At 73.1% G+C, this 19,248-nt stretch carries 15 protein-coding genes; 3 read left to right on the top strand and 12 right to left on the bottom strand.

Annotation, left to right across the window (positions count from 1 at the left end; genetic code table 11):
* Positions 1–385: 385 nt before the first annotated feature.
* Positions 386–1,393, bottom strand: coding sequence for a stage II sporulation protein M (locus ACSLTV_RS12365; RefSeq protein WP_432135410.1), 1,008 nt, complete (start codon positions 1,391–1,393; stop codon positions 386–388).
* Between the two features lie 97 nt (positions 1,394–1,490).
* On the opposite strand from ACSLTV_RS12365, the gene ACSLTV_RS12360 reads away from it, so the two are divergent.
* Positions 1,491–2,471 (top strand): RDD family protein, encoded by a 981-nt coding sequence (locus tag ACSLTV_RS12360; RefSeq protein WP_432135560.1) that lies wholly within the window; start codon positions 1,491–1,493, stop codon positions 2,469–2,471.
* Positions 2,472–2,497: 26 nt separating this feature from the next.
* On the opposite strand, the gene ACSLTV_RS12355 is transcribed toward ACSLTV_RS12360, so the two are convergent.
* The 8 genes from ACSLTV_RS12355 to ACSLTV_RS12320 all read right to left on the bottom strand — a co-directional run bounded on the left by ACSLTV_RS12355 (position 2,498) and on the right by ACSLTV_RS12320 (position 11,531).
* A complete protein-coding gene (locus ACSLTV_RS12355; protein WP_432135411.1) occupies positions 2,498–3,112 on the bottom strand; it encodes a hypothetical protein in 615 nt (204 codons plus the stop codon).
* Between the two features lie 175 nt (positions 3,113–3,287).
* Entirely contained in the window at positions 3,288–4,745 is a 1,458-nt protein-coding gene (ahcY, locus tag ACSLTV_RS12350) for an adenosylhomocysteinase (protein WP_435612109.1), read from the bottom strand.
* A 296-nt stretch (positions 4,746–5,041) separates the two neighbouring features.
* Positions 5,042–6,022, bottom strand: a complete 981-nt coding sequence (locus ACSLTV_RS12345) for a cation diffusion facilitator family transporter (protein ID WP_432135413.1) — start codon at positions 6,020–6,022, stop codon at positions 5,042–5,044.
* 153 nt (positions 6,023–6,175) lie between these two features.
* Positions 6,176–7,327, bottom strand: coding sequence for a mannose-6-phosphate isomerase, class I (manA, locus tag ACSLTV_RS12340; protein ID WP_432135414.1), 1,152 nt, complete (start codon positions 7,325–7,327; stop codon positions 6,176–6,178).
* Positions 7,328–7,386: 59 nt separating this feature from the next.
* The gene (locus ACSLTV_RS12335) at positions 7,387–8,517 is read right to left on the bottom strand and encodes an SIS domain-containing protein (protein WP_432157731.1); all 1,131 of its coding nucleotides are present in this window, start codon (positions 8,515–8,517) and stop codon (positions 7,387–7,389) included.
* 472 nt (positions 8,518–8,989) lie between these two features.
* On the bottom strand, positions 8,990–9,160 hold the full coding sequence (locus tag ACSLTV_RS12330; RefSeq protein WP_432135416.1) for a Trm112 family protein: 171 nt from the start codon (positions 9,158–9,160) through the stop codon (positions 8,990–8,992).
* Positions 9,161–9,586: 426 nt separating this feature from the next.
* Entirely contained in the window at positions 9,587–10,951 is a 1,365-nt protein-coding gene (locus tag ACSLTV_RS12325) for a phosphomannomutase/phosphoglucomutase (RefSeq protein WP_432135417.1), read from the bottom strand.
* Positions 10,952–11,108: 157 nt separating this feature from the next.
* Positions 11,109–11,531, bottom strand: a complete 423-nt coding sequence (locus ACSLTV_RS12320) for a DUF3499 domain-containing protein (protein ID WP_432135418.1) — start codon at positions 11,529–11,531, stop codon at positions 11,109–11,111.
* Between the two features lie 263 nt (positions 11,532–11,794).
* On the opposite strand from ACSLTV_RS12320, the gene ACSLTV_RS12315 reads away from it, so the two are divergent.
* Complete coding sequence (locus ACSLTV_RS12315; RefSeq protein WP_432135419.1) at positions 11,795–12,253, top strand: metallopeptidase family protein; 459 nt, start codon at positions 11,795–11,797, stop codon at positions 12,251–12,253.
* A 129-nt stretch (positions 12,254–12,382) separates the two neighbouring features.
* Here ACSLTV_RS12315 and ACSLTV_RS12310 read toward each other — a convergent pair whose 3' ends face one another.
* The 3 genes from ACSLTV_RS12310 to ACSLTV_RS12300 form a co-directional block, all read right to left on the bottom strand.
* On the bottom strand, positions 12,383–13,897 hold the full coding sequence (locus tag ACSLTV_RS12310) for a DUF5719 family protein (protein WP_432135420.1): 1,515 nt from the start codon (positions 13,895–13,897) through the stop codon (positions 12,383–12,385).
* Entirely contained in the window at positions 13,894–17,565 is a 3,672-nt protein-coding gene (locus ACSLTV_RS12305) for a glycosyltransferase (protein WP_435612108.1), read from the bottom strand. The genes ACSLTV_RS12310 and ACSLTV_RS12305 overlap by 4 nt, the downstream gene beginning before the upstream one ends.
* Positions 17,566–17,766: 201 nt before the next feature.
* Positions 17,767–18,030: a WhiB family transcriptional regulator gene (locus ACSLTV_RS12300; protein ID WP_003975777.1), complete on the bottom strand. Its 264-nt coding sequence runs from the start codon at positions 18,028–18,030 to the stop codon at positions 17,767–17,769.
* A 697-nt stretch (positions 18,031–18,727) separates the two neighbouring features.
* Here ACSLTV_RS12300 and ACSLTV_RS12295 point away from each other — a divergent pair.
* Entirely contained in the window at positions 18,728–19,246 is a 519-nt protein-coding gene (locus ACSLTV_RS12295; protein ID WP_432135422.1) for a cysteine dioxygenase, read from the top strand.
* Positions 19,247–19,248 lie beyond the last annotated feature (2 nt).

Raw genomic sequence — 19,248 nt, 5'->3', positions numbered from 1 at the left:
TGTACTCACCCTCTCGGGCTTTCCTCCGGGCGCTTCCCTTCGGTCTTGCGTTTCCGACTCTATCAGATCTTTTCTCGACCCGATTTCCTCGGTGCTTTCCGGGCCCCGCTTTTTCTTCGCGGTTTCCCTTCCGGCGTTTCCGACTTTATCAGAACTTCTGGGCCGGTCTGACCGGCGGCCATTTGTTTCCGATTCATCGGGGGGCTCTGTGGAATCGAACCGATGGGAATCGTCGTTCCGTGAAGCCGATGTAGATACTAGCCGATGCCGACCGGATGACATCCAGTTCCAGGCAACTGTTCGAATCTACCTCCCCGCGCGACCCGTGTCAACGGCTCTTGTGGGGCGAAGAGGACAATAGCAGCTCAGCAGGCGTCCTCGCACATCAGGCGGCTGTGGGCACGGTGGCGCTGCGCTCGGCCGCCTGGATGTCGCCCGTCTCGCCGGACCGCGCGGCCCGCCCACCGAGCACGTACACGTAGGTCAGGAAGGCGAGCTCGGCCAGCACGCCGATGGTGATGCGGGCCCAGGTGGGCAGGCCGGACGGCGTGACGAAGCCTTCGACGGCGCCGGAGACGAAGAGGACCAGGGCGAGGCCGATGGCCATGCCGAGGGCCGCGCGGCCCTCCTCGGCGAGGGCGGTACGCCGGGTCCGGGGGCCCGGGTCGATGACCGTCCAGCCGAGACGCAGTCCGGTGCCGGCGGCCACGAAGACGGCCGTCAGCTCCAGCAGTCCGTGCGGAAGGACGAGGCCGAGGAAGGTGTCGAGTCGTCCGGCCGAGGACATGAGGCCGAATCCGACGCCCAGGTTGAGCATGTTCTGGAAGAGGATCCAGAGCACGGGCAGGCCGAGGAAGACGCCCAGGACCAGGCAGAGGGCGGCGGCCTGGGCGTTGTTCGCCCACACCTGGGCGGCGAAGGCGGCCGCGGGATGGCTGGAGTAGTAGGTCTCGTACTGGCCGCCGGGGCGAGTCAGCTCGCGTAGCTCGCTGGACGTCGCGATGGTGGCCTGTACTTCCGGGTGAGTGCCGATCCACCAGCCCAGGAGGACGGCGACCGCGGTGGAGATCAGGGCGGTGGGTACCCACCAGTGACGGGACCGGTAGACGGCGGCGGGGAAGCCGCGGGTGAGGTAGCGGGTGGCGTCGCGCCAGGAGGCGCGGCGGGTGCCGGTGACGACGCCACGCGCGCGTGCCACGAGCTGGCTGAGCCGAGCGGTGAGCTGGGGATCGGGAGCGCTGGACCGGATCAGGGACAGGTGTGTGGCGGTGCGCTGGTAGAGGGCCACGAGTTCGTCGGCTTCGGCGCCCGTCAGGTGGCGTCGGCGGCGCAGCAGGGCGTCCAGGCGCTCCCACTCGGCCCGGTGAGCGGAGACGAAGACGTCGAGGTCCATCGGTGTTGTCCTGCTCCGCTTCGTGCCGGGGTCGGATACGGCCCTCAGCTTGGCAGACTGGCTGCTCTCCGAGCAGGTCGGGAAAGGGGCGGCGGACGTGAGTGAGCTGGTGACGGGTGAGGCGGTGGCGTTGGAGGTGCAGCCCGCCAAGCTGCCCAGCAGGGCCCTGGCCGTGTTGCTCGATCTCACCGTGGCCTTGGTCGCGTATGTCGTCGTGGTGATCGGGTTGGTGGTGACGACGGCCTCCCTCGACGAAGCGGCACGGGTGGCGTTGTCGATCGCCGCTTTCCTGCTGGTGCTGGTGGGCGGGCCGATCGCGGTGGAGACACTGAGCCATGGGCGGTCGCTGGGGAAGCTGGCGTGCGGTTTGCGGGTGGTGCGGGACGACGGGGGCCCGATCCGGTTCCGGCATGCGCTGGTGCGGGGTGCGGTCGGGGTGGTGGAGATCCTGCTGACGGGCGGGGTGGTGGCGTGCATCGCCTCGTTGGTGTCGGCGCGCGGGCGGCGGCTCGGGGATGTGTTCGCCGGGACGCTGGTGGTGCGGGAGCGGGTGCCGGCCGGGCTGAACGGTCTTGTACCGCCGCCTGAGCCGTGGCTGGTGGGACGTTTCTCCGAGCTGGATCTGTCGGCGGTGCCGGACGGTCTGTGGCTGGCGGTCCGGCAGTACCTGGGGCGGATGGGACAACTGGATCCGCAGGTGGGATGGGCGATGGCGGAGCGTCTGGCGGGTGATCTCGCGGCGCTTACGGGGGCGCCCGTTCCGCCGGGAGCGCCACCCGCCGCGTATCTGGCGGCGGTGCTGCGGGAGCGGCAGGTGCGGGAGATGCGGCGCGCGGCCGGGGGTGGGGCAGTGGCGGGGGCAACGTACGGTCAGCCGGTGGGGGGCGCGTACGGCGCGCCGGTGGCTGGAAACAGTCCTGTGGCGGAGGTGTACGACTCCGCCGGTTCGGCGGGTGCCCCTTCCCCGGCTGCTTCCGGCGGGGGGCCGGGCGACGGCTCGTCCCCGGCCCCCGGGGTGCGGGCCGGGGACGAGCCGGCCGCCGGGCGGCCGTCGACGGGGTTCGTTCCGCCTGCTTGATCAGTCGGATCGGTCAGTCGGATCGGTCAGTCGAAGGCCGACGGTGGGGATTCGAGGTCTTCGAGTTCGATGCCGGGGGCGGCGAGGACGACGTCCCCGGCGATGTGGACCGTGTGCTGTTCGCCGGTGTCCAGGGCTGTGACCTGGTATTCGTCCACGGTCAGGGGGCCGTTGTCAGTGGCGTGTGCTTCTCTGTTCACCAGGGCCCAGGAGTGGTCCTCGGTGCGGGGCGCGAGGACGGGGTCCGTGAAGGTCACCACGCGCAGGCGGGTCGTGGGGGCGGAGGGGGTGAGGCGCAGGAGCCGGGTGGTGGCGACGAGGAAGGCGGGAGAGGTGCCGGCGAAAGTATGGGCGCGCACGTTGCCTTCGGTGGCTTGGCTGCCGGTGGGGTCGGTGCGGACCCAGGTGACGCCGTCGAGGGCGGCGCCGCGGACCTGCCAGCCGCCCGCGTGGAGTTCCAGGCGGAGGGGGCGGCCGAGTTCGTCGAGGGTGAGGTCGACGGAGCCGTGGTGATCGCCGCCGGGAGTGGTCAGCTGGGCGACGTAGCGCCAGCCGGACGGGCCGGGGGCGCAGTGGAAGTGCTCTTCGGCGAGGGGGGTGTGGTCGTGCGGGTCGTGGAGCGCGTAGCGGCCGCGGGGCATGAGGGTCCTGGGGTCTGACGGGCGGGGCGGGATGTGCCGGTCGCTCTGCCGAGCGGTCGGCGGCGGTCCCGTCGGCGGCCGAAGGGACAGGCCCCCGACACGGGGGTGCGGGGGCCTGTCTCCGAGGTGCGGGCGGCCACCGGCCCGGTGTGGTGTGCGGGCCGGTGGTGCGGGATCAGTAGCGGTAGTGGTCCGGCTTGAAGGGGCCCTCGACCTCGACGCCGATGTAGGCGGCCTGCTCGGGGCGGAGCTTGGTGAGCTTCACGCCGAGCGCGTCCAGGTGGAGGCGGGCGACCTTCTCGTCGAGGTGCTTGGGCAGCGTGTAGACGCCGGTCGGGTAGGCGTCGGGCTTGGTGAACAGCTCGATCTGGGCCAGGGTCTGGTCCGCGAAGGAGTTGGACATCACGAACGACGGGTGACCGGTGGCGTTGCCCAGGTTCAGCAGGCGGCCCTCGGAGAGGACGATGATCACCTTGCCGTCGGGGAAGGTCCAGGTGTGGACCTGGGGCTTGACCTCGTCCTTGACGATGCCGGGGACCTTGGCGAGGCCGGCCATGTCGATCTCGTTGTCGAAGTGGCCGATGTTGCCGACGATGGCCTGGTGCTTCATCTTGGCCATGTCCGAGGCCATGATGATGTCCTTGTTGCCGGTCGTGGTGATGAAGATGTCGGCCTTGTCGATGACCTCGTCGAGGGTCGTGACCTGGTAGCCGTCCATCACCGCCTGCAGGGCGCAGATCGGGTCGATCTCGGTGACGATGACGCGGGCGCCCTGGCCGCGCAGGGACTCCGCGCAGCCCTTGCCGACGTCGCCGTAGCCGCAGACGACCGCGGTCTTGCCGCCGATGAGGACGTCGGTGGCGCGGTTGATGCCGTCGATCAGGGAGTGGCGGCAGCCGTACTTGTTGTCGAACTTCGACTTGGTGACGGCGTCGTTGACGTTGATCGCCGGGAACAGGAGGACGCCGTCGCGCTGCATCTCGTACAGGCGGTGGACGCCGGTGGTGGTCTCCTCGGTGACGCCGCGGATCTCGGAGGCCAGCTGCGTCCACTTCTGCGAGCCGTCCGTGATGGTGCGGTGCAGGAGTTCGAGGATGACGCGGTGCTCGTCGGACTCGGCGGTGTCGACGGACGGGACCTTGCCGTCCTTCTCGTACTCGACGCCCTTGTGGACGAGGAGGGTGGCGTCACCGCCGTCGTCGAGGATCATGTTGGGGCCGCCGGTGGGGCTGTCCGGCCAGGTCAGGGCCTGCTCGGTGCACCACCAGTACTCCTGAAGGGTCTCGCCCTTCCAGGCGAAGACGGGGATGCCCTGGGGGTTGTCGGGCGTGCCGTTCGGGCCGACGGCGATGGCAGCGGCGGCGTGGTCCTGGGTGGAGAAGATGTTGCAGGACGCCCAGCGGACCCGGGCGCCGAGGGCGGCGAGGGTCTCGATCAGGACGGCGGTCTGCACGGTCATGTGCAGGGAGCCGGTGATGCGGGCGCCGGCCAGCGGCTGTGCCTCGGCGTACTCCTTGCGGATCGCCATCAGGCCCGGCATCTCGTGCTCGGCGAGCGTGATCTCCTTGCGGCCGAACTCGGCCAGGGAGAGGTCGGCGACCTTGAAGTCCTGTCGGTTGTCGACAGTCGTCATGGGAGGCTGCTCCTCGGGGTTGGGTCGAGGTGTGGGTACGGCTGGTCTGCGCGGCGGCGGACACAGGGGTGCCCGAAGAGGACACGGGCATGTCCACGTGCGCGCAGCGCAGTCCGTCGGAGGCCCTCTCTCCCTCGGTCGGTCCGTGCTGGGACCGCCCGACCGCCATCAGCAGCGACGTCTGGCTCCGTTCCAAGCTACCTGATGGGCGCTGCCGTCCCCAGTCCGTCTCCGGACAGATCACGCCGATCACTGGGGGTGACCGGCGGGAGAGCTGCCGTGGGTGGGGGGCGCGGTCAGTGGTCGGTGTTCTGGAGGGCGGGTCCGCCGGGGGTGGCCTCGGGGTCCGGGCCCTTGGCGGCCTCGGTCGCGCTGTAGATGTCGGGTTCGAGGTAGATGACGCGGGCGATGGGGACGGCGTCGCGGATGCGGGCTTCGGCTGCGTCGATGGCGGTGGCGACCTCGGCGGCGGTGTCGTCGTGCTGGACGGCGATCTTGGCGGCGACGAGGAGTTCCTCGGGGCCGAGGTGGAGGGTGCGCATGTGGATGATGCCGGTGACGGTGTCACCGTCGACGACGGCGGCCTCGATCTTCTTGACCTCCTGGGCTCCGGCGGCCTCGCCGAGGAGGAGGGACTTGGTCTCGGCGGCGAGGACGAGGGCGATGAGGACGAGCAGGACGCCGATGCAGAGAGTGCCGATGCCGTCCCAGACGCCGTCGCCGGTGAGCAGGGTCAGGCCGACGCCGCCGAGGGCGAGGAGCAGGCCGACGAGGGCGCCGAAGTCCTCCAGGAGGACGACGGGCAGTTCGGGCGCCTTGGCGCGGCGGATGAACTCCTTCCAGGACTCCTGGCCCCGCAGTTGGTTGGATTCCTGGACGGCGGTGCGGAAGGAGAAGCCCTCGGCGAGGATCGCGAAGACGAGGACGCCGACCGGCCAGTACCAGTGGTCCAGTTCGTGCGGGTGCTTGATCTTCTCGTAGCCCTCGTAGATGGCGAACATGCCGCCGACGGAGAAGAGGACGATGGAGACGAGGAAGGCGTAGATGTAGCGTTCGCGGCCGTATCCGAAGGGGTGTTGCGGGGTGGCCTCGCGCTGGGCCTTCCTGCCGCCGAGGAGCAGCAGGGCCTGGTTGCCGGAGTCGGCGACCGAGTGCACGCCCTCGGCGAGCATCGAGGAGGAGCCGCTGAAGGCGAACGCCACGAACTTGGATACCGCGATGGCGAGGTTCGCGCCCAGTGCTGCCACGATCGCCTTGGTGCCGCCTGACGCGCTCATGTCCCCGCGTGTTCCTTCCGCTCGTGCGTTGCCGATGGTGCGGTGCCGTGGTCGGCCGAGCCACCGTCGGCCGTGCCGCGGCCGGCGGTGGTGCCGGTGGGTCATTCTTGCAGCACGGTGCGGTGACGGCGGCTCAGCCGTCCACAGGGGCGGTCATACGATCACAGTGGCGCGGAAGAGGGTGCCGGAGCCGGCCGCCTCGGCCTTCTCCCCCGCGGGCACGAACACCGAGCCGCCGGGGGTCAGCCGGTGCTCGCCGACGCGGACGGTTCCCGCCGTGCAGAGCAGGATCTGCGGGGTGCGCAGGGTGAGGTCGTGGGCGGCGGTGCCCTCGGGGAGGACGTAGCGGGAGAGGCGGAACTCGTCGATGGGGGTCTCGTAGACCTCCTCGCCGTCCGGGGCGGCCTCGGGGCGCAGGACACCGGGGTCGCCGGGCTCGAAGCGGACGACGCGCAGGAGTTCGGGGACGTCGACGTGCTTGGGGGTGAGGCCGCAGCGCAGGACGTTGTCGGAGTTGGCCATGATCTCGACGCCGAGGCCGCTCAGGTAGGCGTGCGGGATGCCGGCGCCGAGGAAGAGGGCCTCTCCGGGCTGCAGGCGGACGTGGTTGAGGAGCATCGCGGCGATGACACCGGGGTCGCCGGGGTGGTGGTGGGCGATGACGGCGTAGGGGGCGTGGTCGCCGCCGAGGCGGTCGCAGGCTGCCGCGGCCTGGGTGACGGTGTGGGCCATCTCGTGGCGGTCGGCGGTGAGGACGGCGGTGAGGACCTCGCGCAGGGCGGCGTCCTCGGGATGGGCGCGCAGCGCGTCGACGTACGGCTTGAGGGAGTCGACGCCGAGGGCTTCGAGCAGGTCGGCCGCGCGCGCGGGGTCGCGGAAGCCGCACAGTCCCTCGAACTCGGTGAGCGCGCAGATCAGTTCGGGCTTGTGGTTGGGGTCCTTGTAGTTGCGGTGGCCGGCGTTCGCGGGGATGCCGCGGCGCTCTTCGTCGTCGTATCCCCGCTCGGCCTGGGCGCGGTCGGGGTGGACCTGGAGGGAGAGGGGGGCGGCGGCGGCGAGGAGCTTGAGGAGGAAGGGCAGGCGGGGGCCGAACCGGGTGACGGTCTCGCGGCCGAGTTCCCCCTCGGGGCCGGCCTGGATGACCTCGTCGAGCGTGCCGCGCGGGGTGCGCGAGGGGGCGCCGGGGTGGGCGCCGAGCCACATCTCCGCCTGGGGTTCGCCGGTCGGTTCGACGCCGAGGAGCCGGGGGATGGCGGTGGTCGAGCCCCAGGCGTAGGGGCGGACGGTGTTGTCGAGGCGGTCCATGCGGTTCTCTCTGCCTGCTCTCTCTCGGTGCGGCGCGTGCGTACGCCCGGGGGGTTACATCAGGCCCCCGAGGCGAGCGCCAGGTAAACGGCGGCGAAATCCGTGATGGCGATCAGTTCGGCGAGTGTCTCCAGCTCGTCGCCGGGTTCGGGTTCGAGTTCGCTGATCGGTGTGTCGTGGCTGAGGACCAGCTCACGGGCGGCGGGTGCGGCGGTGAGGCCGCCGATGGGGCGGTCGCGCAGCAGTACCACGCGCGCGTGCAGGGCGGCCGGCTCCTCGACGCGGTCGCGGAAGAAGTCGTCGGGGTCGGCGCTGGCGGCGAGCGGGCCGGCGAGCAGGGCGCTGTGCTCGGCGAGCGCCTCCGGGAGTTCCGCGACGAGGGAGGGGCGGCCGGCGAGTTCGGCGAGGGCCGCGGCGAAGCGGCGGCCGGCGGGGCCGGCGGAGGCGCCTTCGGTCCACACGACGGGCAGCGAATCGGCGAGTTCGGCGGCGAGGGTCTTGGCGGGGTTGCTGTAGGTGGCGATGGCGGGGCCGCAGCGTTCGGCGACCTGGTCGAGGCGGTCGGCGACCTTCCGCAGGGTCTCGGCCGGGGCGGGGATCAGGGCGATGCGGTCCAGGAGGGCCAGCAGCGGGGTGAGCAGGGCCCACAGGACGCCGGGGGCGGAGGCGGCGAGGGGGATCTCGTCGGGTTCGTAGGGGGCGGTCGCCATCGGGACGAACAGGCCGTGCGCGACGCCTGGCGTCTCGGTGAGCGGGGAGCGGGCGGGGGCGACGGCGACGACGGTGCAGCCCCGGCGGTACGCCTGCTCGGCGAGGAGGCCCAGGCCGGGTTCGCTGCCGTCGGGGGTGGCGATGAGGAGGAGGTCGACGGAACCGGCCCAGCCGGGGAGTTCCCAGCGCAGGGCGCCGGCGGCCGGGGCGACGCCGGTGGGTGCCAGTCGGGTGACCGGGCAGGCGGCGCCGGCGAGGGTGCCGAGGAGGTCGGCGACACAGGTGGCGGCGGCGCCGGGGCCCGCGATCATGACGGCGCGCGGGCGGCCGTCCGGCTTCAGCTCGTGGACGCCGGCCTCGGTGGCGTGCCGCGCGGCGGTACGGACGCGGGCGCCCGCCTCGGCCGCACCGCGCAGCAGCGCGCGGCGGTCGACCTCGGCCAGCGCTTCCGGCGTGTCGAGCAGCGATTCGTCGAACATGGCGTCAGTCTCCGGTCGCCGTTGGTCGTCGGGGGTGGGGCGCTGTGAGGGGGCGCCGGGGAGGTTCGCTGGTGGTGCCGGGGCGGAGCGGGGTGGGTGTGGCGGTGGCCCGGGCGGGGCGCCGGTGCCGGTCGGGGTGTCGCCGGAGCCCGGGTCTCGCCGGTAGGGGGCACGTCGCCGGGGAGCGGGTGCCCCGCGGGCCGGGTGGGCCATCGGCCGGCGGGGTGCTTCGCCGGTGGTCCGGGAGGGGGCTTGCGTGGGGCGGCGCCAAGTGGCGCGTGATCGCTCGGGGTCGCCGTGCGGTCGTACGCCGGGGGTGACGGGGTGGTCGCTCCGCGGCGGGGCCCGGACCGGGGCCGCGGGCGCCTGGTCGGCCCGCCGGAGGGCCGGGGTCCGTACGTGCCGTACCCGTCCGGCCGGGGCGGTGCGGACGCGGCCGGCGCGGGCCGGCGCTTCGGGCGGGCGCCCCGGGTCACGCGGGGCGGCGGGCCTCGTCGACGAGCAGGACGGGGATGCCGTCGCGGACCGGGTACGCCAGGCCGCAGTCCTGGCCGGTGCAGATCAGCTCGGCGTCCCGTTCCTCGAGGGAGGAGTGGCAGGCCGGGCAGGCGAGGATCTCCAGGAGGCCGGCTTCGAGCGGCATGGGGTGTCCCTTCGGAGTGAACGGCGCGGGGTGCGTCCGGGTACGGATGCGCCTGGTCAGCGTACCGCCGGTGGGGGCCGCGGTGCGGGTTGGAAGGGAACGGGGCCGCGGGACGTGCGCGGCGGCCCGCGATGCGCCGGTCGGGGGCTGGACCGGAGCCCGGGCGGCGGTCGCCCGAGCCCGCGCCCGGTCGGTTGCGGGCGGCCGGGGCGCCGTTGGAATTGCGGGCGCGGTCGAGCCGGCGCGCGAGCGCCACCCGCGCGCCTCCCGCCCCCGGCTCACGTCCACGCGCCCCCTGCTGCGCCCCGGCGCCCCGGTGTCGCGGCCACGCTCCCGCCCCGGTGCGCGCGCCCCGCACGGATTCCGGGCCGTGCGCGCTGCCCGGGCCGCGTGGGGGCCCCGGGCAGCGAGAGGCGGGGAGGCGGGTCAGCCGCGGATGACGGCGAGGACCTCGTCACGGATCTTGGCCATGGTGGTCTCGTCGCGGGCCTCGGCGTTGAGGCGCAGAAGGGGCTCGGTGTTGGAGGGGCGGACGTTGAACCACCAGTCGGCGGCGGTGACGGTGAGGCCGTCGAGTTCGTCGAGGGTGACGTCCTCGCGGTCGCCGTACGCCGCCCGGATCGCGGCGAGCCGGCCGGCCTGGTCGTCGACGGTGGAGTTGATCTCGCCGGAGCCGGCGTAGCGGTCGTACTGGGCGACCAGTGCGGAGAGCGGGCCGTCCTGGCCGCCGAGGGCGGCGAGGACGTGCAGGGCGGCCAGCATGCCGGTGTCGGCGTTCCAGAAGTCCTTGAAGTAGTAGTGGGCCGAGTGCTCGCCGCCGAAGATCGCGCCGGTGCGGGCCATCTCGGCCTTGATGAAGGAGTGGCCGACCCGGGTGCGGACCGGGGTGCCGCCGTTCTCCTCGACCACCTCGGGGACGGTCCACGAGGTGATCAGGTTGTGGATGACCGTGCCCTTGCCGCCGTGGCGGGCGAGCTCGCGGGCGGCGACCAGGGCGGTGACCGCGGACGGCGAGACGGGGTCGCCGTGCTCGTCGACCACGAAGCAGCGGTCGGCGTCGCCGTCGAAGGCGATACCGAGGTCCGCGCCCTCCTCACGGACCCGCTGCTGCAGGTCCACGATGTTGGCCGGGTCGAGGGGATTGGCCTCGTGGTTGGGGAAGGTGCCGTCGAGCTCGAAGTACATGGGGATCAGGGTCAGCGGCAGGCCCTCGAAGACCGTGGGGACCGTGTGGCCACCCATGCCGTTGCCCGCGTCGACGACGACCTTGAGGGGGCGGATGGAGGCCAGGTCGACGAGGGAGCGCAGGTGCGCCGCGTAGTCCCGCAGCGTGTCGCGGCGGGTCACGGTGCCCGCCTCGGCCGCCGGCTCGGGGGCGCCCGACTCGCGTCGGCGCTCGACGAGTTCGCGGATGTCGGCGAGGCCGCTGTCCTGGCCGATGGGGGCGGCGCCCGCGCGGCACATCTTGATGCCGTTGTACTGGGCGGGGTTGTGGGAGGCCGTGAACATCGCACCGGGCAGGTCCAGGGCGCCCGAGGCGTAGTAGAGCTGGTCCGTCGAACACAGGCCGATCTCGGTGACGTCCACACCGCGGGCGGCCGCGCCGCGCGCGAAGGCGGCGGCCAGGCCGGGGGACGAGGGACGCATGTCGTGGCCGGTGACGATGGCCGTCGCGCCGGTCACCTCCGCGAAGGCCGCCCCGAACAGTTCCGCCAGCGACTCGTCCCACTGATCCGGGACCACCCCGCGTACGTCGTACGCCTTCACGATCTGCGACAGATCAGCAGCCACGGCCAACCCTCCTGGAAGTCCTATCGGTCACCCCAAACTACCCGCCCCGGCCGACAGTCCGCTGTGGGGCGGCCGACTGGACCCCAGCCGTGACCGCAGGTCGAAGGGGTATGGCCGGATAGCGACAGGCGCTGTCACAACTCGACCGTTGCAGGCGTCAGTTGTCGGGTGAGCGCAGGACGCGCAGGTGGCCCCGGCGGGCGACTTCCATGGGGTCGGCTGCGCGGCCGCCGCCCGCTGCTCCGGCCGCCCGCTCCTGGGGGCGGGCCGCCTCGCGGACGGCGTTGGCGAGGGCCTCCAGGTCGTCGCCGCTGGGGCGGGCCGGAGCCGAGCCGTCGAGCAGGCGGACGACCTCCCAGCCACGCGGCGCGGTGAGGCGCTCGGAGTGCTCGGCGCACAGGTCGTAGCAGTGGGGTTCGGCGTAGGTGGCGAGCGGGCCGAGGACCGCGGTCGAGTCGGCGTAGACGTACGTCAGCGTCGCCACGGCGGGTCGGCCGCAGGCGGTTCGCGAACAGCGACGTACAGGGCTCACGACGTTGGACGGTACCGCACTCTTGAGCGGGCCGCGACGACTCTCCACCAGGTCACTCCACCGTGTCGTGTTGTGAAACGCCTCACGGGCACCTCCTGTCATACCTCGCTGACCTGCGTGAACACCAGTCTTATCCCGATACGGTCCGCGCCGGGCCGGGCACAGTCAGGGACAAACGACCGCAATTGGGCATGAGGTCGCCGCTCTGGGAGTGATACGGAATCGAGTCCCAGGTTGGCCGGAACGGTCGGTCCGCGACATGGCGTGCGGGACAGGTGGCCGGGCGTGGCGAGGACTACGCTTCAGTAGTGATGGACAACCCCGTACCGCCCCGTGCCGCAGGCCCCGGGCCCCGCCGTCGTGATCGTCACGGTCGGGGCATGCGCGGGCCCATCGCGCCGCCGCAGGTGCCGTTGGCCGCCAGTCGTGCGGAGGCGTTCGCCGATCTCGTGCAGGACTCCGTCGAGCGGCTGGAGCGGCGGTGGCCTCAGCTCGCCGAGATCGACTTCATGGTGCTGGAGGTGCCCCGGCTGGACGGGCCCGCGGGGCTCGACGGCCGGTGGAACGACGAGGCGGTGCCGCTGGGCGGTGTGATCCCGGCGCGGGACGGGCGGCGGGCCCGGGTGGTGGTGTACCGGCGGCCGGTGGAGATCCGCACCAAGGGACGGGACGAGCGGGCGGCGTTGGTGCACGAGGTGGTCGTGGAACAGGTCGCCGAGGTGCTGGGGCTGACGCCGGAGACCGTAGATCCGCGGTACGGGGAGGACTGACGGTTCCGGGCGGCCCGTGAGCCGGTGGAGGGGGCGGGCGCGGGTGTGCTCGCCCGGACCTGCGGGACGGCAGTGCGCGGGAGTTCCGGTGCCGGGGCGAGCGAGGCCGCCCCGGCACCGGGGGAGCCGCTACTTGAGCAGGACCGTCAGGTCCTCCCGCGCGTCCGGGACGGTGACCGTGCCGTGGTCGTCGGGCAGGGTCTGGACGGTGAAGGCGGCGGTGTCGGTGTCGGTGGACCTCAGGGTGCGGGAGGCGTAGACGGGGGCGCCGGAGAGGTGTTCGACCGTGAGGGCGTACGTGCCCTTGAGGCCGGCCGGGGCGGGCGGGGTGATGTCCTGGGTGGTGCCGGACTTGATCGTGTAGGTCTTGCTCACCGGCGTGCCGCCCTCGCTGCCCGCCGACGCGGTGACCTTGACCTGGGCCGTCCCGGTGGGGGCGGTCAGGGAGAGGGTGGTGCCCTTGGCGCTGTTGCCGACGGCCGACGCGCGCGTGCCCACGGCGGCGGTGGCGGGAATGAACGCCGACTCCTGTGCGTCGCCCTTGCCGCGCACGACCCGGACGGCCGCGACCACCGGCACCGACCGGTCCGTCGGGGTGAGGACCAGGGAGCCGGCCTCGCCGCGCGTGATGTCACCGAGGTCCGCCGCGGCCGTCATGCCGGCCTTGACGTGCAGCGTCTCGTGCCCGGCGGGGTTGATCAGGCCGGAGACGGATGCCAGCTGGACCTTGAGGTCGGCGTCGGAGCCGCCGGGCGCGAAGGCGACCAGCCGGACCGACACGGCGTCCTTCGGGATGCCCGGGATGACGAGGCTGCCCGCGGGTTCGGCGGTCGCGGCCAGCCAGTCGCCGCCCAGCTTGTCGTCCAGGGCCTGTACGGCGGCGGCGACGCGCCCGCTGCGGACGTTCACGTGGACGGTGAGCTCGTCGAGCTTCTTGTCGGTGAGCGTGGACAGCAGGATGGGGTCGCTGGAGTGCGGTTTGACGGTGAGGTTCTCGCCGGCCGTGGCGGCGAGCGTGCCCTCCTGGTCGTAGAGCTCGATGTCTACGACGGCGGCGGAGTCGTCCGGGTTGGTGAGGTGGACGTAGTCGGTGCGGTCGGCGGCGGTGCTCGCGCCGGGGAACCAGAAGTCGGTGTCCGGGGCGGTGCAGTTGACGCCGAGCAGGCCGCGGCCGGTGCCGGCGGAGACCTCGGTGGTCTGCTGGAGGGTCCAGCCGGACGCGTAGCCGCCCTCGGCGACGCCGACCAGGGCGGGGTCGTCGCCGCCCGAGGTGGTGCCGGTGGCGGGGGTGCCGGGCGCCTTGGCGGTGAGGACGGGCTTCGACGTCTTCTTGTCGCCGCCCGCCTTGTCGCCGCCCGCCTTGTCGCCGCCCGCCGCCGTGCCCGCCTCGGTGGCGGGGGTCAGCCGTGCCGTGCCGCGCCCGCCGGCGCCCTTGGTGACGGGTGTGAAGGACGTGTAGACGGTGTCGGCGAGTTCCGAGCCGCTGGGCGCCGGGCAGATCAGGCTGGTGCGTTCCACGGGCAGTTCGGCGGCCGCCTCGGTGGTGGCGGGCGCGGCCGTGCCGGGCAGCTCCAGCGCGGCGAGTCCGGTGACGGCGGCGAGCGCGGCCGTGCCGGCGATCAGGGACACGAGGGTGCGGTTCACTGCTGGCTCCCGTCGGGGCGCTCACTGCCGGTGCCGTGGGGCTGGTGCTGCGCCGGATCGTAGGCGGGGTCGTAGCCCTGGCCGTACGCCGGGTCGTAGGGCTGCTGGTAGGTGCCCTGGTCGTACGGCGCCGCCTGCTGCCCGTCGTAGGCGTACGGGTCGTACTGGCCGCTCTGGTACGGGTCGTAGGTGGGCCCGCCGTAGCCGTCGGCCGGGTACTGCTGGGCGGCCTGGTACTGGTCGGCGGAGTGGTCGTCGTACCCGGTGGGCGCGGGAGCCGGGGTGTCCCAGTCGCCGTAGGGGTTCTGCTGGGGGACGGCGGGGGGCTCCTGCTGCGCGGCGGCCGGGTCCTGGGCCGGGTCGTCGGCCTCGGCGCGGTCGCGCAGGCGGCGTGCGCGGCGGCCCTCGCCGGCGGTGGCCTGGGCGGGGACCGGCTGCTCCTCGGGGAGGTCGTCGTCGACGTCGCGGCGGCGGCCGGGGAGGGCGAGGACGACGAGGACGAGCGCGAGGAAGCCCTGGGTCCACAGCCAGAGGGAGTGGGTGAACGGGTCGTCGTAGACGACGTCCAGGGTGCCGCCGGAGGCGGGGAGTTCGAAGCCCTGGGCCCAGCCGTCGACGGTGGTGGCTTTGAGGGGTCGGCCGTCGAGGGTGGCGGTCCAGCCGTCCGCGGCGGTGTCGGCCAGGCGCAGGAGGCGGCCGTCGGCGCCCTCGGGAATCTCGGTGTGGATCTCGACGGGCCCGGCGGCGACCGGCACCGGGGTGCCGGAGCCGGAGGCGGGGACGATCGCCGCGCGGGAGACCTCGCCTGCCACGGACCACAGAGCGCTGCCGCCCTGCTGGCTGAGCCGCTTCAGGCCGGGCGTGGCGTCCAGGACGCGGGTGACCTCGCGGGGGCTGTCCTGGTGCACCAGGACGTACGCCACGGCGAACTTGCCGAGCTGGTCGGCCTGGTCGGCTCCGGACCCGGCGACGAGGTTGGCGACGACCTTGTCGAGCTGTCCGTTCTCACCGTCGGCGGCGGCGAGTTCGGCGTCGCCGAGGCGGACGCCGGAACCGCGCACCAGCATGTAGTCGATGCCTGCGGCGGAGTCGCCGTCGAGGACGAGCGTGCGGGCCTGGTCCCGGTTGCCGGACTCCTCGGCGACGAACGCGGGTACCTGGACGGGATCGCGGCGTTCCAGGGGGCCGTCGGCGCCGCCGATCATCCAGCCGGCGGCGACGAGCAGTGGGCCCGCGGCGGAGGCGAAGGCGATGAGCGCGGCGACCGGCTGGCGCCAGCCGAAGCTCTGCTCGGCTACCCGCGCGCGTGCGCCGTCGGCGCCGAGGACGGCGGCGGCCAGCAGGGCGACGCCGTACACGAGGGTGGCGGGGCCGGCCCAGGCGGAGCCGTTGGACAGGGCGGCGAAGACGAAGCCGACCACGGCGGCCACCCAGGCCGTCCAGATGGCGAACTGCCGCTCGGTGCGCAGCAGGGCGGCCAGCGCGGCGAGGACGATGCCCATGAGCATCAGGCCGTGGACCGTGCCGGGGCCGCCGGGGCTGGCGCCGAGCAGGTCGAGCGCGGAGGCGGCGGAGGCGCCGTGGTCGAGGCCGGCCTCGGTGAAGAAGCCGAACGGCAGCAGCGACAGCGACCAGGGAGCGAGGACCAGCAGGGGGGTGCCGAGCTGGGCGAGGAAACGCAGGCCGTAGGCGGTGATGTCGGTGCGGCGGGCGGCCAGGACGGCGAGGCCGAGGACGAGGGCGATCGGCCACACGATCGGGGTGAACGCGGTGGTGAGGGTCAGCAGGAGCGCGTACGCCCAGGTGGCGCGCCAGCTGCCGCGGGTGTCGCGGCGGCCGGTGAGTCCGGCGGCCGCGACGCCCGCGCGCGCGATGAGGGGCAGCAGTACGGCGAGGACGGCGGTGCCGACCCGGCCGCCGGCGAGGGCGCCGGTGGCGGCGGGCAGGAAGGCGTAGACGACGGCCGCCCACGCGCGCAGCAGGCGGGACTCGACGAGCGGGCGGGACGCGAAGTACGCGGTGAACCCGGCCAGCGGCACGGAACAGACCAGCAGGACCGTCAGGGCGAGTCCGGTGGAGCCGAGCAGCAGGGTGGCGAGGCCGGCGATGATCGCGAGGTAGGGCGGCGCGGACGGGGTGCCGCCGGCGCCCACCGGGTGCCACGCGTCGAGGTAGCGGGCCCACAGGTCGGAGGCGTCGGCGGGGGCGGGCAGCAGGGCGCCGCCGGCCAGCGCGCCGCCGCCGAGGAGGTTGCGGCAGGCGACCAGGGAGACCAGGAGCAGGACGAGGAAGAGCACCGGTCCGGGCCTGCGGGCGATGCGCTTGAGCCGGGCGAACTGCTCGATCTCGATGAAGTCGGCGTCGTCGCCGCCGGGGCCGGACTCCAGGCCGCCGCCGTGCCGGCCGGCCGAGGCGGTGTCCTGGTCCGAGCCGCCGAGGAGGTTGCCGGCGGCCTGTTCGACGGTGGCCCGGACGGTCGCGCCGGGCGGCGGGAACAGGGGGCGCAGTTCGTCCTTGTCGACGGCCGGGCGACCGCGCCGGCGGCGGCCGGCGATGATCCGCTCCGGCCGCAGCAGGGTGCCGAGCAGGCCGCGGATCTCGTCGACGGCCTGGCCGGGGACCTTGCCGACGAGGTAGGCGAGGGTGCGCAGGAGGGTGCCGAGGACGATTCGCAGCAGTACCCAGGGCAGGGCGGCGGTGCGGGTGTTGACGAGCAGGGTGTAGACGGCGCCCGCCTTGTCGACCTTGTGCGGGGAGGCGGTGGTGCGGCCGGCGCAGTCGACGGTGCGGCGTTCGCGGGAGGCGGCCTCGGCGTGCCGTACGACGGCCTCGGGGGCGACCAGGACGCGGTGGCCGGCGGCGTGGGCACGCCAGCACAGGTCGACGTCGTCGCGCATGAGGGGCAGGCGCCGGTCGAAGCCGCCGAGCTGTTCGAAGACGTCGCGGCGGACGAGCATGCCCGCGGTGGACACCGACAGGACCGGGCGGACGTGGTCGTGCTGGCCCTGGTCCTGTTCACGGCGGTCCAGGCCGGTCCAGCGGCGGCCGGAGGAGGCGATGGTGACGCCGACCTCCAGCAGTTGGCGGCGGTCGTACCAGCCGCGCAGCTTGGGGCCGACCACTGCGACGTCGTCGCGGCCGAGTTCGAGTTCGTTCTCCACGACCCGCAGGAGTTCGGCGAGGGCGTCGGGTTCGGGGGCGCAGTCGTCGTGCAGCAGCCACAGCCACTGGACGGGTTCGCCGTGGGGCAGCTCGGGCAGGTCGTAGGCGTCGTCGCGCCAGGTGCGGGTGACCGGGTCCCAGCCGCTGGGGCGCTTGAGGTACGGCAGGTCGTCCGGGGTGAGGACCGGGGCGGTGCGGGTGGCCTCCTCGACCGCCTGGCCGAAGCCGGTGCGGCGGGCGAGGTGGAGCACCCGGTCGTCGCCGAGGGCGTCGGTGAGCAGTTGGGCGGAGTGGTCCGCGCTGCCGGTGTCGGCGGCCAGGGCGAACTGGACGGGGCGTTCCTGGCCGAGCAGCCCGGCGAGCGCGTCGGGCAGCCAGCGGGCCCCGTCGTGGGAGACGAGGACCGCGGTCACCACGTGACGCGGGAACTCGGGGAGGCGGGTCGGATCGTGTCCCGCTGCGGTGGCGGTGCCCTGGTGGGCGGCCGGGTGGCTGTGGACGGTCATCGAGGTACGGGCCCCGGTTCGATGGACTGCGGTGGACGACGCCGGTGCCGTATGGGGGTGGCGGGGCGTCTCGGACGAGCGCCCACACTATCGGCTGGGCATGACTGCGGCCCGCCGCCTGTGGACAACCCACCTGCGACGGGCCGTTGGGCCCGTGGTCCGCGTCCGCCGGCGTGGGGGTGCCGGGGTGCGGCGGTCCGGTCAGACGGCCGCCTTCTTCAGGCGGCGTCGTTCCCGTTCGGACAGGCCGCCCCAGATGCCGAAGCGTTCGTCGTTGGCGAGGGCGTACTCGAGGCATTCGGAGCGGACCTCGCAGGCGAGACAGACCTTCTTGGCCTCGCGGGTCGAGCCGCCCTTCTCGGGGAAGAAGGACTCGGGGTCGGTCTGGGCGCACAGCGCGCGCTCCTGCCAGCCGAGTTCCTCGTCCGCGTCGTCGACCAGCAGTTGCTGCACCAGCTCGGTCATGTGCGCCCCTCGTCTGTCTTTCGCGTCCCCGTGACGTTGCCGTTACCGATTTCGGCTGAACGACACGAGTGAAATTACAAGTGTGCTGCTCCGGGCGAGTCAAGCCGAGATCTGCTATTGGGCCCCTTATTCACTCTGCGGAACCAAGGCCATGCGGTAAGTGTTCAAATCGCCATAAACCTTGACACCCAGACGGGGTCCGGGCCCCGCAGGGAGAAGGACGCCCGCGGGATCGATCCCGTTCCGACACGCACGGCGAAGCGATCCAGATCACGGTCGGGTCACGGGATCGCAACGGGGCTTGCGCACCCGGCTTGTGCGCCATGTGTCCCGAGAACCCGATGAACAAACCTTTCATCTTTCAGATGAACCGGATGAGGTGAACCATGTCCCACATACCGGGCGTCGAGTTGACACTTCGGGTGTGAACCGCTGTCCTTGTGGGCATGCTCGCGAACTTGGCACTCACCTCGACCCGCCCCGCCGGGTCCCACGGTGCCGCCCGCGCTCGCTGTAGCCGTTGCCGCTGTTCCAGCTGTTGAGCCCATCGCGCTCCGGTTGTCCCCTCTGAGTCCACCGCGACTCGGCTGCTTGTTCCCCGCCTGCACCAAGGCATCCCCGTCCCCCGCGATCCGGGCCGGACGGACCGCGACACCCAGCCCCCGCACCCTTCTTCCGCCGAGGAACCACGCACTCCATGAACAGCGACAGCGACCTGCAGATCGCCGGCGACCTCCTCGAAGTACCCCACCTGCTGCAGCCCCCGCGCGAGCACCCGGCCACCGTGGCCGAGTTCGCCGGCCTGGCCCGCCGCGTCGCGGCCGACCGCGCCCAGTGGGAGCCCCTCGTCCGCTACGACGCCACCACCCGCTGGTACCACCGGCTGCGCACCGGGCCGGGCTACGAGGTGTGGCTGCTGTCCTGGCTGCCCGGCCAGGGCAGCGGGACGCACGACCACGGCCCGTCCTCCGGTGTACTCACCGTCCTGGACGGCACGCTGACCGAGCGGACCGGACGTGCCACGCGCGCGTTGGCCGCGGGCGCGCAGCGCGTGTTCGCGCCCGGGTACGTGCACGAGGTCGTCAACGACACCCTGGAACCGGCGGTCAGCCTGCACGTCTACTTCCCCGGGCTGACCGAGATGCCGATGCACCACCCCGCGCGCTGCGAGGGGCGCGCGGAGCCGGCCGCGCCACTGCGTTCCGTGACCGCCTGACG

This window comes from Streptomyces sp. bgisy159, from assembly GCF_965341775.1.
GTDB lineage: Bacteria > Actinomycetota > Actinomycetes > Streptomycetales > Streptomycetaceae > Streptomyces.
This window is presented reverse-complemented; position numbering and strand designations above follow the sequence as displayed.

Excerpts from the sequence above, each read along its gene's own strand:
- ACSLTV_RS12365 (WP_432135410.1), bottom strand. The coding sequence starts at position 1,393 with ATGGACCTCGACGTCTTCGTCTCCGCTCACCGGGCCGAGTGGGAGCGC.
- ACSLTV_RS12355 (WP_432135411.1), bottom strand. The coding sequence starts at position 3,112 with ATGCCCCGCGGCCGCTACGCGCTCCACGACCCGCACGACCACACCCCC.
- ahcY (WP_435612109.1), bottom strand. The coding sequence starts at position 4,745 with ATGACGACTGTCGACAACCGACAGGACTTCAAGGTCGCCGACCTCTCC.
- ACSLTV_RS12345 (WP_432135413.1), bottom strand. The coding sequence starts at position 6,022 with ATGAGCGCGTCAGGCGGCACCAAGGCGATCGTGGCAGCACTGGGCGCG.
- manA (WP_432135414.1), bottom strand. The coding sequence starts at position 7,327 with ATGGACCGCCTCGACAACACCGTCCGCCCCTACGCCTGGGGCTCGACC.
- ACSLTV_RS12335 (WP_432157731.1), bottom strand. The coding sequence starts at position 8,517 with ATGTTCGACGAATCGCTGCTCGACACGCCGGAAGCGCTGGCCGAGGTC.
- ACSLTV_RS12330 (WP_432135416.1), bottom strand. The coding sequence starts at position 9,160 with ATGCCGCTCGAAGCCGGCCTCCTGGAGATCCTCGCCTGCCCGGCCTGC.
- ACSLTV_RS12315 (WP_432135419.1), top strand. The coding sequence starts at position 11,795 with ATGGACAACCCCGTACCGCCCCGTGCCGCAGGCCCCGGGCCCCGCCGT.
- ACSLTV_RS12305 (WP_435612108.1), bottom strand. The coding sequence starts at position 17,565 with ATGACCGTCCACAGCCACCCGGCCGCCCACCAGGGCACCGCCACCGCA.
- ACSLTV_RS12300 (WP_003975777.1), bottom strand. The coding sequence starts at position 18,030 with ATGACCGAGCTGGTGCAGCAACTGCTGGTCGACGACGCGGACGAGGAA.
- ACSLTV_RS12295 (WP_432135422.1), top strand. The coding sequence starts at position 18,728 with ATGAACAGCGACAGCGACCTGCAGATCGCCGGCGACCTCCTCGAAGTA.